Source organism: Exiguobacterium sp. N4-1P, assembly GCF_002214325.1.
The window spans coordinates 2,381,082-2,395,223 of record NZ_CP022236.1; the positions used below are offsets into that span (position 1 = coordinate 2,381,082).

10 protein-coding genes are annotated in these 14,142 nt (G+C 46.5%); 2 read left to right on the forward strand and 8 right to left on the reverse strand.

Features of this window, described 5'->3' with window-relative positions; all coding sequences use genetic code 11:
• Positions 1-14 precede the first annotated feature (14 nt).
• The 6 genes from A0126_RS12270 to A0126_RS12295 form a co-directional block, all read right to left on the reverse strand.
• Positions 15-779, reverse strand: coding sequence for an ABC transporter ATP-binding protein (locus tag A0126_RS12270; RefSeq protein WP_088837820.1), 765 nt, complete (start codon positions 777-779; stop codon positions 15-17).
• Positions 772-1,764 (reverse strand): sensor histidine kinase, encoded by a 993-nt coding sequence (locus A0126_RS12275; protein WP_088837821.1) that lies wholly within the window; start codon positions 1,762-1,764, stop codon positions 772-774. The genes A0126_RS12270 and A0126_RS12275 overlap by 8 nt, the downstream gene beginning before the upstream one ends.
• Positions 1,761-2,447, reverse strand: coding sequence for a response regulator transcription factor (locus tag A0126_RS12280; protein WP_088837822.1), 687 nt, complete (start codon positions 2,445-2,447; stop codon positions 1,761-1,763). The genes A0126_RS12275 and A0126_RS12280 overlap by 4 nt, the downstream gene beginning before the upstream one ends.
• A gap of 81 nt (positions 2,448-2,528) precedes the next feature.
• A complete protein-coding gene (locus tag A0126_RS12285; protein ID WP_088837823.1) occupies positions 2,529-4,445 on the reverse strand; it encodes an ABC transporter permease in 1,917 nt (638 codons plus the stop codon).
• Positions 4,432-5,193 (reverse strand): ABC transporter ATP-binding protein, encoded by a 762-nt coding sequence (locus A0126_RS12290; RefSeq protein ID WP_088837824.1) that lies wholly within the window; start codon positions 5,191-5,193, stop codon positions 4,432-4,434. Before A0126_RS12290 ends, A0126_RS12285 begins: the two co-directional genes overlap by 14 nt.
• Before the next feature lie 489 nt (positions 5,194-5,682).
• Positions 5,683-6,186 (reverse strand): PTS sugar transporter subunit IIA, encoded by a 504-nt coding sequence (locus A0126_RS12295; protein ID WP_088837825.1) that lies wholly within the window; start codon positions 6,184-6,186, stop codon positions 5,683-5,685.
• Positions 6,187-6,362: 176 nt separating this feature from the next.
• On the opposite strand from A0126_RS12295, the gene A0126_RS12300 reads away from it, so the two are divergent.
• Positions 6,363-8,069, forward strand: a complete 1,707-nt coding sequence (locus A0126_RS12300; protein ID WP_088837826.1) for a M3 family oligoendopeptidase — start codon at positions 6,363-6,365, stop codon at positions 8,067-8,069.
• 184 nt (positions 8,070-8,253) lie between these two features.
• On the opposite strand, the gene A0126_RS12305 is transcribed toward A0126_RS12300, so the two are convergent.
• Both A0126_RS12305 and A0126_RS12310 read right to left on the reverse strand, forming a co-directional pair.
• Entirely contained in the window at positions 8,254-11,052 is a 2,799-nt protein-coding gene (locus A0126_RS12305) for a putative bifunctional diguanylate cyclase/phosphodiesterase (RefSeq protein ID WP_088837827.1), read from the reverse strand.
• A 128-nt stretch (positions 11,053-11,180) separates the two neighbouring features.
• Positions 11,181-11,603 (reverse strand): CBS domain-containing protein, encoded by a 423-nt coding sequence (locus A0126_RS12310; RefSeq protein ID WP_029331512.1) that lies wholly within the window; start codon positions 11,601-11,603, stop codon positions 11,181-11,183.
• Positions 11,604-11,777: 174 nt separating this feature from the next.
• On the opposite strand from A0126_RS12310, the gene A0126_RS12315 reads away from it, so the two are divergent.
• Positions 11,778-14,027: a methyl-accepting chemotaxis protein gene (locus A0126_RS12315; RefSeq protein WP_088837828.1), complete on the forward strand. Its 2,250-nt coding sequence runs from the start codon at positions 11,778-11,780 to the stop codon at positions 14,025-14,027.
• The last annotated feature ends 115 nt before the right edge of the window (positions 14,028-14,142 follow it).

Genomic DNA, 14,142 nt, shown 5'->3' on the forward strand with positions numbered 1-14,142 from the left:
GATAACGCTTAATGTTACGTAGGGCGTATTGTAGATAATTGATGTTCGTCCCCTCCTAATAACGACAGCGACTCGATGACGCGTTGAAAGAAGACACGACGGGGTTCGTCCCGAAACAACTCGGTTTGAATGTTACCATCCTTTAAAAACAGGACGTGGTTACAATAGGAGGCGACCGTCGGGTCATGGGTGACGATGACCATCGTCATCCCGGCTGCATTTAACTCAGCAAGTAATTCCATTACATGTTTTGTCGCTTGGAAATCGAGCGCACCGGTCGGCTCGTCAGCCAACATCAAACGCGGAGCATGGATTAAAGCACGCCCAATCGCAGCGCGTTGGCGCTGTCCACCGGATACTTCATCCACCTGTTTGTCGAGTAGCTCATCGATTTGGAGCCGTTTTGCGAGGTGGAGCATCTCCTCTCGCGCGAGCTTCGTCTTTTTTCCAGACAGCATCAACGGAACGAGCATGTTTTCACCAAGCGTCAACGAATCGAGTAGATTGAACTCTTGAAAAATGATTCCGAGTGTCTCACGCCGAAAGCGCGTCGTTTCTTTTCGTTTGAAGGTCGATGTATCAATGCCCTCCATCAAAATCGAACCCCAGCTCGGTTGATCGAGCGTCGCCAGTAAGTTGATCAGTGTCGACTTACCACTTCCGGACGGTCCCATCACCGCGACCATCTCGCCTTCCTCGACACGGAAATTCAAATCCGTCAGCGGTTGTTCCGTTACTTTTCCTGCATATACTTTCCCAAGCTGTTTGACTTCAATCATCCGTTCGTCCTCCTACAAGCTTCAATCGACACGTCGTCCCTTGTCCTTCCAGACTGTCCAGTTCAATTTCATGCCCGAGTTTCGTACAGACCTGCCAGACGAAATAAAGTCCCATTCCGGTCGACTCTCCGTAACGCCGTCCATTTTCACCCGTGAAGAAGGCGTTGAAGACACGCGGCAAGTCACGCTTCGGGATGCCGACTCCATCATCAATCAATGTCAGCACGACTTGTCCGTCGCGTTCCACCGCCCGAATCAGGACTTCTTTACCATGTCCCGTCGTGTATTTGACGGCGTTCGTCAACAGTTGAAGTAACAAAAAGCGGAACCATTTAGCATCTGTATACACGTATAAGGACGGTTCGATTTCAAGCTTCGGATAGACTTTATTTTTGACAAACAGTCGTTTTTCTTGATTGATGATGTCCATGACGAGGATACGGAGATTAAGTTGCTCCGCCTTCAAATCCGTCTCGATTGCTTCGAGGCGTGACGAATACAACATTTGATCAAGACCTGTCCGTAGTCGTTCGACTTCGTGCCGCAGATCTGTCCGGTAATCTTCACCCGGATGTTCAAGAATCAGTTCGATGACCGAGAGCGGCGTCTTCATTTGATGAATCCACTGATCGACGTACCGGTGCCGTTCTTTTTCTTTGCGCCGTTCGGCAAACAAACTGTTTCGAAAAATCGTTTGTTGCCGTTCTAAAAATTGTTCGACTGCTGCAGCGATCGGTTCCTCACTGCCGGGGCGAATCGGTTCTGCAACAGAGGTAATCGGATTTTGTAATCGTTTAAGCAGTGGCAACATACTAAAAAAGCGATAGCTTAAATAAATGATGAGCGCGATTGTATCAAGTAAGATGATATAGAAAAACGCTGCGGGTTGATAAAGATCGTATAACCATAAGACGAGAAATAAGCCGACCAGTTGAACGATGAAAAACATCAGTCCTGGAATCGTATAACGAAAAAACAGTTTCATTTTTCAAGCACCAGGCGATACCCGACTCCCCGGACCGTCTCAAGCCCTGACACGCCGATTTCTGTCAAACGTTTACGAACACGCGTAATATTGACGTTCAATGTATTTTCATCGACGAAGGCTTCATCATCCCAAATTCGTTCGAGCAGGTCTCCCCGGCTGACAATCCGCGGGCTAGCCGTCAGTAACATTTCTAAAATCAAACCCTCTTTTTTCGATAGTTCAATCGATTGATCACCATGTTCGACGATATACCGATCTAAATACAACGTGATGCCCGCCTTCGCGACGGTCCGTTCATCATTCTCACTTGATAACGTCCCGTACGCCCGCCGAATTTGACTTTTGATTTTCGCGATGACAACGGCTCCTTGGAACGGTTTGACGATGTAGTCATCCGCCCCATATTCAAGTGCCATGACTTGATCCATTTCTCCGACTCGCGCCGAAATGAACAAAATCGGGGCACGGGTTTTTAAGCGAAGCTGCCGGCACCAATAAAAGCCGTCGAACTTCGGAAGATTCACATCAAGCAAGATGACATCCGGCTTCGTCTCTTCAAAACGTGCCGCGACATCACCAAATCCATCTTCGTGAATGACACGGAAATCATAACGTTCGAGCAACTCTTGAAGTAACTCCGCGATTTTTTGATCATCTTCCACTAATAAAATTGTTTCCATCGAATGATTCATCTCCTTCGTTATCTATCATACCGAACAAAAAAAGGACTGGAAACGATTATTCGTTTCCAGTCACCGTCGTCACATCACAATCCGCCGGTACGCTCGGACCGTCATGATGTAATACACAAGGTAGACGATCGTATAACAGCCAATCGCAAGGACTGTCGGCATGACGATATTGTAGTTGAGTAGTTTTTGGAGGACTTGCATCGCAAAGATGCTGTGAATGAGTCCAAGGAAATACGGTAAGGAGAAGACAAATCCGACGAGGCGACGAATGATACTCGCCTGTTCGCCTTGCGCCACCCCAACCTTTTGAATAATCGCAAAGCGGTGCTTTGATTCTTCTGCTTCCGCAAGCATCTTGAAGTAGATGATTGAACCTGTCGCAAGCAGGAAGACGAGTCCGAGGAACCCGGCAGCAAATGCGAGCAGCCCTGTCGTCGCCGTCGTTATCGCGTAGACCGGGTAGTAGGCCGCCATGTCCGTTTCCGCCTGCTTTCCGTAAAGTGCCTCAAGTTTTTTCATCAACCCGTCATCCGTCCGTTCATCTGAAAATTGATAATTCGTCAGCATCCATGCCCGTTCCGGCATCATCGAAAAAGCATCGTCCGAAACGACGAATGCCAATCGTTGTTTCTCATAGAGTTGAGCGATTGGTAAATCCGTTTCACCCATAATGCGAAAGGACGAATGGATGTCGTTCACTTTGATTCCAACGGGTGATTTAACTCGTTCCTGCAACAAGTCATTTCCTTTAAAGGTTTCGAGAACGATCGCCTCACCTTGTTTCGGCTCAGGTAAAACACGTTTTCCGTTCGCCTTCGCTAGTCTACGGTAGTCCGAATAATTGATGTAGCTGAATTGTCCTTCTGAATCTTCCATCGCATACGTCCGGTAGTACTTCGTCAAATATAACGGATTTGGTAACTCTTCCATCTGATGGTCGACATTTTTGACATTGACCATCGTCCGCTGTTCGATGGTTTGATTCGATTCCTTAATCAATTGCTCTGCCTCCGGTCGTTTGCTCGCAACCGATAAACTATATGGCATTTGTTGCTCGACCGTTCGATCGATGAAATAGTAAATCGATGTCGCTGTTCCGACCGTCGTCAGTGTGACTGCCGTGATGACAGTAATCGTTGATAACATGACGGCATTCGACTTGACGCGTGACAGCAATTGACCATGTAAAATCAAATTCGTTCCTTCGAAGTGACGTGCCTGTTTACTGAGAACACGCAACAAGAAAATCGTAAAGTAACTCATCGTCCCGAATGTTCCGATGATGATACAAACCATCAAGAGTGGCGCGACTACAGTAAAGTGATCGAGCAGCGGCTGCCCCGTCAGGTAATAACCGAATCCAATCAATAGAAGCGAGAGGACTGCGAGAATCGGATGGACTTTTGGAACCACTTCGACTTGTTGGTTTGCTTTGAATAGTTCAATCAAGGTGAAACGATAAATTGTTCGTGCCGATCGCAGCGCAATCAATATAAAAATGACCAAGAACACGGCAATCGTCTGACCCATTGCAGCGAGGCTGATCGTAAACGTCGCTTCGATATCGATCGCCATGACATGCGCAAGCAGTTGAACAAAGTATTTTGAAGCAACCGTCCCTAGAGCGGTCCCGATGATTAATCCGACCATTCCATAGCCCATCGTTTCAATAAAAATCAGTTGAGCGATTTGTTTTCGCTCGAGTCCAAGTAACGCATATAAACCAAGTTCTTGTTTACGACGTCGTAAGAAAAAGTCACTCGAATACCAAATGAAAATCGTCGAGAACACGGCCAAGATGATACTCGATCCCGTAAAGACCGTCCCGAGCTTACCGTACATCTCATTTGCGTTCAGCATCGCTTCGTTCGAACGAATCGCTAAAAACGTGTAATAAATCAAAATTGCGAATGTGACGGCACCTAGATACATCATATTGTGCCGGATGTTCTTTAAATTACGAAAAGCTAATTTAGACAAACTCACGTGCTGCACCCCCGAGTTCGCGTTGGACTTCCATGATTTGTTCGAAAAATTCCTTTTGCGTCCCAAACCGATGGATTTCTCGGAACAGCTCTCCATCTTTGACAAAGACAATGCGTTCCGCGTATGACGCCGTGACAGGATCATGGGTCACCATCAAAATCGTTGCCCCTTGTTCATTCAGCGTCTCGAGGGCTTCAAGTAAACCTGTCGCTGACTTTGAATCGAGTGCTCCCGTTGGTTCATCGGCTAAGAGGAGTGATGGGTGGTGGATGATTGCACGTGCTGCTGCGACGCGTTGTTTTTGACCACCTGAAAGTTCGACCGGACGTTTCTTCAACAAATCTTCGACTCCAAGTTGCCGCGCGACTTGTTCAACACGCAACACAATCATCGCTTTCTCGACACGTGCCAGCGCAAGCGGAAGGGCAATGTTTTCTTCGACCGTCATCGTGTCGAGTAAGTTAAAGTCTTGGAAGATGAAACCGAGTTGTTCCCGACGAAACCGTGCCAATTGTTTTTCAGTCATGCTCGTGACATCTTCACCATTAATCGAAATCATACCTTCACTCGGTTGATCAATCGTCGATAAAAGATTCAACAGTGTTGATTTACCAGCTCCTGAAGGACCCATGATGCTGACGAACTCCGCTTCATGTACCGTCAATGATGTCGGTTTTAGTGCTTCATGCCGCGCCATTTTGGTTTGGTATACCTTCGTGATGTTCTCTGCATTTAAGATTGTTTTCATATTCTATTCCTCCTGAAGTCGATTCGTTACCTTCAGTCTACCGAGCAATCGTACTTCAAGGGATGGAGTTGACTTTCAACTCACTTACAAAACAGTAAGGTTTGGGTGGAGAACAAAAAACTCCCTCATCTCGTAAGATGAGGGAGTCGTGTAAACAAACTCTTATGAAGCGTGAATATGCTATATCGAGACGGATTGGGTTCTAAACCGTCTGCATGCCTTGATTTCCCTCACGGTATTACCTAAAAAGCGTCACGTTTCGTTGACTCCTACGGGGAAAAGTGCGTTTATAACGCACTTTCAGAGGCAGGCAAGACCCTGCTCATTGGCCGCTAGGATCCAAGGAGCAACGGCTTGCGCCTCGCCCGAGGAAAGCAACGAAAACAGACGCTTGATCTCCCAATAGCACGTTGTCTACAGTCTGAAACTCCCTCATCTCGTAAGATGAGGGAGTTTCAGGAGAAGCGCAAAATTTCGCGCGTAATCAGATTATTTATGTGTTGCCTTGAACAATTCTGTTTCGCCTGCCACTACTGAAGTACCTTCAGCAGGAACAGCAGAAAGTGTGAATTGGTCGTGGTTCGTGACGATGATTGGTGTAACCGTCGATGGTGCGTTCGCACGGATGTAATCTAAATCGAACTCAACGAGGACATCGCCCGCTTTGACTTTATCACCAGATTGAACATGTGCTGTGAAACCTTCACCTTTAAGATTAACTGTATCTAAACCAACGTGAATTAATAGTTCGAGACCATCTTCACCTTTAAGACCGATTGCATGTTTTGTTGGGAAAATCGTTTCGACTGTTGCGTTAATCGGTGCGACCACTTTACCTTCAGTCGGTTCGATTGCGACTCCGTCTCCCATCATTTTTTGTGAGAAGACTTGATCGGGTACGTTCTCGATGCTGACGATTTTACCTGTAAGTGCAGAAGTGATTTTTGCGTTTCCTGCTTCGTTGCCACCAAACAATTTTTTAAAGAATCCCATGATACTATCCCTCTACTTTCTTGATCGTTTTTCTTCATTGAAGAAGATTCGATTTTTTTATAGGAGCGTGTTTATGAACGACTCGCTCACGTTCTCACAAAAAGCATACGTTTGTCCCTCTAGTTTTGCAAGTATTTTTGTGTGATAATAGTTAGAAATCAAAAGGAGGCGCTTACATGTTACCATTTTCAGAACTTACATATGTCCGTCCTGATCTGAATGTTTTAGAAACCACCATGCAAAACGCAATTTCTCGTTTAAAAGAAGCCACACAAGTCGAACAGGCAAACGCAGCCATCACTGAGATTAATACCCTTAGAAACCAATTCGAAACAGCGAGCCAAATCGTCGAGATTCGTCATACGATTGATACGCGCGACGCATTTTACGAAACGGAACAAGGCTTTTTTGATGAAGCAGGCCCCGTCTATCAGGGCTACGTCTCGAGTTACTATCATGTGTTGACGGCGCATGCGCTCCGTGAACAGCTCGAAACGACTTGGGGCAAACAACTCTTCCTCTTAGCAGAAGCCAGCTTAAAAACTTTTTCAGAAGCAATCATTCCGAAGCTTCAAGAAGAAAATCGTCTCTCGAGTGAATACACGAAGTTGATGTCTTCAGCAGAAATCGAATTTGATGGCAAAACGTTGAACTTGTCTCAGTTCGGTCCTTACTTGCAGTCACCTGACCGCGCGGTTCGTAAAGCGGCTTCAGAAGCACGTTACGGTTATTTAGCAGAACACGGCGAAGCGATTGATACGATTTACGACAAACTCGTCCATGTCCGGACTGAAATCGCCACGACGCTCGGATTCCCATCATTTGTCGAACTCGGTTATGCCCGGATGCTTCGCGTCGACTATAACCAGTCGATGGTCGAGGATTACCGCCAGCAAATCCTTGAGACGATCGTTCCGATTGCGACGTCACTAAAAGAACGTCAACAACGCCGGATTGGTGTCGATTCACTCTACTACTACGATGAAGGATTCGCTTTCAAATCAGGAAACGCGACACCGCAAGGCGAGGAAGCTTTCATCATCGAAGGCGGAAAAAAAATGTACCGCGAGATGTCGCCTGAAACAAATGAGTTCTTTGATTACATGATCGAGCGTGGTGCCCTTGATTTGACGGCGAAGCCAGGTAAAGCAGGCGGTGGGTATTGTACCTACATCGCTGACGAAAAACTGCCGTTCATCTTCTCGAACTTCAACGGGACGTCGGGAGATATCGACGTCTTGACGCATGAAGTCGGTCATGCTTTCCAAGTTTATGAGAGCCGTCACTTCACGACACCGGAGTACGGGTTCCCGACATATGAGGCATGCGAAATCCATTCGATGTCGATGGAATACTTCGCGTACCCATGGATGGAAGAATTCTTCGGTGAAGAAACATCGAAGTATAAATTCAGTCACTTGGCTGGCGGTGTTACCTTCTTACCATATGGAGTCGCAGTCGACGAGTTCCAACACGTCATCTACAGCAAACCGGAGCTCACACCGGCTGAACGTCGTCAAGCGTGGCGGACGATTGAAAAGAAATACCTCCCGCATCGCAACTACGAGGAGAATGACTACCTCGATTCAGGTGCTTGGTGGCATCAGCAAGGCCATGTCTTCGGCAGCCCGTTCTATTACATCGATTACACGCTCGCTCAAGTCTGCGCCTTCCAGTTCTATGCGTGGATGGAGAAGGACCGCGAAGCCGCTTGGAAATCGTACCTCGCGCTCTGTAAAGCAGGCGGATCAGAAAGTTTCCTTGCACTTGTCGAACGCGCCGGCTTGAAGTCACCTTTCGCTGACGGAACAGTCGACGAAGCGGTCGCACCAATCAAAGCCTATCTCGAACAAGCAGACGACTTAGCACTCGATCGTGTCTAACTAAAACATACCTGGCAGCAACAGGAATCACTCGTTCGCAAGTGTGCTGTCCTCAAGCAAAAAACATAAGCCCCGTTTTCCTGTCAGTTCAATGGACAGGAAAACGGGGCTTTTTTTGTGTACGCGTAGTTTACGTTAATCCCAGCCGAAACGAACGAAGTACCCACTCTCCGCTTCGGTTGTCTCATGAAGATTTCAATGTTTCCTGATGCTGCATGAACCAAACTTCAAATTCATCTGCCGGAATCGGACGGGAATAGTAGAACCCTTGTCCATATTCACAGTCGAGCTTTCGTAAACTCTCGCTTTGTTCCAACTGTTCAATTCCCTCTGCGACTACGTCGTACTTCAACGTATGCGCAAGCTTGATGATTGTCTCGATCAATGGTGCATTCGAACATGCATCTTCCCCGCTAATGAAGGAGCGGTCGATTTTCAGACGTTGGATCGGAAGGCGACTTAAATAAGACAAAGAAGAATAGCCGGTTCCAAAATCATCGATTGCCAATTGATAACCCATTGCATGTAGCGACTCGAGGGCATCAAAGACGCGTTTATCGGAAAAGACACCAAACGATTCCGTGATTTCTAACTCCATCCGCCGTTCAATTCCCGGATGTTCATTTCTGATATCCGCCAAATAGTCGACGATGCGACCGGAAGCAAGTTCTTTCACTGATAAGTTAGCTGAAACACCAAGCATCGCAAGTGGCGTCTGCTCCCAGCGTCTAATTTGGTTGACCGTTTCCTGAACGACCCACATGCCGACTTCTTCAATCAGCATTGAGCGCTCGGCAATCGGAATGAAGACGGCCGGGCTAATCATGCCTCGTTCAGGATGGAACCAACGGAGTAACGCTTCACAGCCTTCGACCTGTCCTGTCTTTAAGTTAATTTGTGGCTGATAAAATAACTGAAGCTCATTTTTGACGATTGCTTCGCGCAACTCTGCTTCGAGAACGACCGATTCACGGTACTCTTCACTCATCCATGATTCGAACCAAACCGGCTCCCCTGCTTGATCCCGTTTCGCATGTTGCATCGCGATATCAACAGATGACAAGAGCGAGGTCACGGCAACTGCATCGTTCGGATAACGGACCATACTCATACTGATGCTGACATGGATTTCTTCACCTTCGACATAATATGGAAGTTCCATGACTCGTTTTAATTCGTGGTAATCGACGATGCCTTGCTGCGAAATCAAGACAGCAAATTCATCTCCACCGATTCGTGCCGGTGAACCTGTCCCGATGAAGTGACGGCGTAAGCGGTTCGCTACTTCTTTTAGAATCAAATCACCCGCGCTATGCCCATACGCATCATTGATGCGTCTAAACTGGCGTACGCTGACTGTGACGAGTTCGCCGGGCTGTAACCCTGCCAATGCTTCCGTCATCTTTTGTTCGAAACCATTTCGATTCAATAGCGTTGTCAAGACGTCATACAGCGCCAATTGCGTAATCCGCTCTTCTCGTCTGTATTGATCCGTTTCATCGTGACACGTCAAATAAAGTGCAATTCCGTTCTCACTTTTCGTCGGCACATAAATGATGTTGACGAACATATTCCGGATGTCCGCTTCGAAAATCATCTTACAACGAATCGTTTGACTATGCCCTTCGATTGCCCGATTTAAGGCACGACGCACCCGGTTCAAATCAGCTGGGTGAATCAGTTCTTCAATCGTCACGAACTCTGTCGTCTCGACGAGCTTCTGGAACTGGTCATTCCCGTGCAATAACTTGAAGTCTGCTGCTAAGGCAATGATTGGATCTGTATTTTGTGAAAACAGGGATTCGATTTCTGCTTTTTTCTGTTTGATTTCGAGCGTTTTTTGGTCATTGTAATCCAGTAGTCCTGAGATAATTGCCGTCATCGTCCGAAAAGCATGGACGACAGGTTGAAAATCATTGCGTTCCGGCACTTGATAAAACGATTGTTGCTGTCCTTCAGCAAATACGTTTGCTTCTTCCTGTAACATGACTAAGTCTTTTCGGAAAGCACGTAACAGCGAGAGCGTCAGTAAGAGTAAAGCGAAAATGATGAAGCACGTCGCAACGAACATCAACCACGCATTTCGAATGACATCATTTCCCCGGTCCGTCATTTCCGTTTGTACGTCTGAAATTGCTCGATTAAACAAACGGTACATGCTGCCTTGATAGCGATCTGAAATACGTTCTAACGTTTCGTATTCGCGAAGTGCGGGTTCACTCAACGTCGTATCGATCACACCAAAATATGCCGCCATCTCACTTTTCATCGTATTAATATCAAGTCTCGACGCTCCGTCTTCAGCATCAATCGTTGCCGAAAGCGTTTTCGTCACCGTATCATTTCTCACTGCCAAATCTTGACGCATTTGCCGTATTCTTGATAACTCGTATGCATCCAATTGTTTGTCTTGATCTGCACTAAGCAGGCTCTGTCCTGCTTTTCCGAAATCCCGTTCCATTAAGAACAGGTTAGAAAACAAGGAATAATATTTCCCGGTATCTTGACTGAGCGATAGCTGATTAAATAAGATTTCACTTTTATAATTTGCTACGGCCGTAAAAAATCGATTGCTCGCGACATAACCGTTTTTTCGAACCTCGTCGATTTCAGTCAACACGTCTGCCTTTGAAGAACTTGTCGTTTGCATTGTTTCTAAACGTTTGCTCAGCGCCACGAGCTCATCATCGACCTTTTTCGACCACTCGAGTCGTTCCGTCAACGAGTCATCGACCCGTGAACTCAATGATAAATAATAATAGTATGTAAGATCGCGTTCCGCCTGATTGACTTGTTCAAATACATCCATCACGCCACTCGCACGTTTATAACTGTAACCTTCTTCTACATTTTTTAAGAGTTGCTGCGTCGCAATCAACACGGCTAACAACCCGATAATCGAAATCATCCATGAGAACGTTTTATAGTAGGAGCGTTTCCGAAATGCTTCTACGATGAAGACTGGTGGTAAAAGTCGCAACACATCGTCCTCCCTAAATTGTCATTATGTCTATATATCGTCTAAAAGAAGCAATTCGTGAAGCGAAAAGAGGTCAATAAAAACGCTTTCGCCCGTTTATTTTCGGGACAAAAGCGTTTTTGATCCATTCTTCAATATTGGACATTCTCTCGCTCTACCTTTTTAGCGAAATAGTCGATGATGTCGCGTCGACGAATGATTCCAATGAAGTGTTTGCCGTCATCAATGACGGGCACGAAGTTTTGATCAGTGATGACCTCAATCATTTCTTCCATTTGTGCTGTGATCGAAACGGGTTTATAACGAACACGTTGTTTAATGTCTGTCAGACGTGTTTGAAGTACATGATCATAATCCGCATGTTCCAGGTTTTTTTCAAGTGCCCAAAGCACATCACCTTCCGTGAGTGTTCCTGCATATTTTCCTTTATCATCAACGAGCGGGACTGACGTGAACCGATGATGTTTCATCTTTTCAAGTGCTTGCCTGACCGTCGACTCAGGATCTAAGTATTTCACTTCATCTTTTGGCAATAAGAAAAAAGCAATATTCATTTCTAAGTTCCTCCCTAGTCACTCTGTGACATCTCCCCTATTTTATCATGAACTTCCGTTCGATTCATTTCTCAAATCATGAAAATCTCACCATAATTCCTTCATATTTAACATTACCCGTCCGATAATCAGAATAGACAGATTTTATAGATTATTTAGATAGGAGAATTACATATGCGCCTTCCCATCACACGCCGTCTTTTCATCGGTCTCATTCTATTACCTGCGCTTACGTTAGGTGTCTCAACCTGGTTCTCATACAACCAGACAAGTCAAACTGTTGAAAATCTTGTCGATTCAACGTCTCAAACGGCATTAAAGCAACTCGAGCAATCCTTCTCGCGGATCATCGACGATACAAAAAAAGATACGTCTTTACTCGCCGGACTCCCGTTCACGCGGGCGAGTGGCTCACTGCCGAACTATACTGATCCAAAAGACCTTCCTGATCTGACGGACGAACCGTCTCAAAAAGCAAAAGACATTTACAGCGTCCTCGAAAAATACGGTTCATCGAAAATCGAAAATTCTTTTCTCCAATACGCTGATACGTCAGGCGGCTACTTGAACTGGCCGAAGCAAGACGTCCCTGCCGGCTATGATCCACGAAGCGACCTTTGGTATAAACAAGCGCTTGAAAATTCAAGTACGGTCGCCATGAGCGAACCGTATTATGACGAAGCGACGAAACTATCCATCATCAGTTTCTCAAAAGCGACACTTGATGATCAAGCAAACATCAAGGGTGTCCTGTCCGTCTATAAAAGCATCAACCGCCTCTCAGAAGACATGAAGCGAATCGAAATCGGACAGGAAGGTTTCGTATTCAGCTATACAAAAGACGGAAAAGTCGTCACGCACCCGAATAAAAATTACTTCTTTAAAAGTCTCGACCAACTCCGTGAAGAAGGAAAGTCTTATTTCAGTGCACCGAAACAGATGATTGACCAAGAATCCGGTTCCGCCATCATGGATGTTGCGGGGAAAAAATCAGTCGTCATCTGGCAACTCTCTTCTAAAACAGGTTTCAAGCTAGCAGTCGTACTAGATTATGCGTCTCTGTATGCTCCTAAAGATGCCATGCTCGAACAGTCGCTCATCAACTTTGTCGTCGCGATTGCGCTAGCGACATTGATTGCCTGGTTAATTGGACGCTCAATCAACCGTCCCCTCTCGACACTTCGGACGGAAGCCCTCGCGATCGCAAGCGGTGATTTACGGACGACAAAACGTCCAAAACGCTTTATTCGCGATGAACTTTCTGACCTCAATGAGAATTTCGATGCGATGCGTCAAAAGTTGCGTCAAACGATTACGGCCATGACACAATCAGCCGGAACCGTTCGTGATGCGTCACAGGACTTATCAGCAAATGCGACCCACGTCCAAAATGCGTCACAACAAATCGGTCAAACGATGGAAGAAATTGCAGCCGCCGGTGAAACGCAAACGAAACAGGCGGAACGATCTTCGCATGCCGTTTACGGTGTCAAGGAACGCTCCGTCGCGATGCAACAAGCGGCTGCTACGACGTTGTCTGAAGTCGCATCCGTCGCCGATGCCGCAACACGTGGTAGCTCACTGACGAAACAAACGATTACCGACTTACTACAACACTCCGATTCACTCGAACAGGAAATTCAGAACACGTCCGAATTCCTCGGTAAACGTTCAGGCGAAATCGGAAAGATTCTCGGGACACTTCAAGCAATTTCAAGCCAGACGAATCTCCTGGCTTTGAATGCTGCCATCGAAGCGGCGCGTGTCGGTGAACAAGGTCGAGGTTTTGCCGTCGTCGCAAGTGAAGTCCGGAAGCTTGCAGAGGAAAGCGATCATTCTGCAAAACAAATTAAACAGCTCCTCGACAATATTCAAAAAGAGACGCACACTGCGATGAGTGCGATGAACCATGTTATGGATGATTTGAAAATTTCCCTTGAGTCCGTCAAAACGACAGGCGTCGACTTCGAACAGATCGCCGGTTCCGTCCATCATGTCTCACAACGGACTGAATCGCTAACCGGTGATATTAGCGCTCTGACGACTGCGACAGAAGAAGTGTCTGACGCGATGGGAACGATTCTCGCGTTGACAGAAGAGAACGCAGCCGGTATCGAAACGAGTGCCGCAAGTATCCAGGAAACGAATGCGACAATCGAAGCCGTCACGACGGCAGCGACGCACTTGGCTCATATCGCAAGTGAACTTCATCAATTGACGTTCGACTTCCAATTAGACGATACACTGCCACCTGAAGAAAGAACCGAAGCTGACGAACTGCCTCATGTCGATGCGTCTGATGAAGTTGCGGACGAAGTAGCCGTGACCGAATTGGAACAGACAAGCGATAGCGACTTGTTTGAACTCGATGCTGAAGAAGTGCTCGATGATTCGACTAATCAGCAGGAATCAGACAATCGTTGATAATCCTTATTAAAAAAGGAACCTGCCACGCGCAGGTTCCTTCTTTTCGTTCCTCCCTATACAATTTCTTGTACACCCCTTAGACTAGACTTAATGATTTCTACCGAGAGGAGTA

Bases quoted from the DNA above. Each gene is read 5' to 3' on its own strand.
- A0126_RS12270 (WP_088837820.1), bottom strand. From the start codon at position 779: ATGATTGAAGTCAAACAGCTTGGGAAAGTATATGCAGGAAAAGTAACG.
- A0126_RS12275 (WP_088837821.1), bottom strand. From the start codon at position 1,764: ATGAAACTGTTTTTTCGTTATACGATTCCAGGACTGATGTTTTTCATC.
- A0126_RS12280 (WP_088837822.1), bottom strand. From the start codon at position 2,447: ATGGAAACAATTTTATTAGTGGAAGATGATCAAAAAATCGCGGAGTTA.
- A0126_RS12290 (WP_088837824.1), bottom strand. From the start codon at position 5,193: ATGAAAACAATCTTAAATGCAGAGAACATCACGAAGGTATACCAAACC.
- A0126_RS12295 (WP_088837825.1), bottom strand. From the start codon at position 6,186: ATGGGATTCTTTAAAAAATTGTTTGGTGGCAACGAAGCAGGAAACGCA.
- A0126_RS12300 (WP_088837826.1), top strand. From the start codon at position 6,363: ATGTTACCATTTTCAGAACTTACATATGTCCGTCCTGATCTGAATGTT.
- A0126_RS12310 (WP_029331512.1), bottom strand. From the start codon at position 11,603: ATGAATATTGCTTTTTTCTTATTGCCAAAAGATGAAGTGAAATACTTA.
- A0126_RS12315 (WP_088837828.1), top strand. From the start codon at position 11,778: ATGCGCCTTCCCATCACACGCCGTCTTTTCATCGGTCTCATTCTATTA.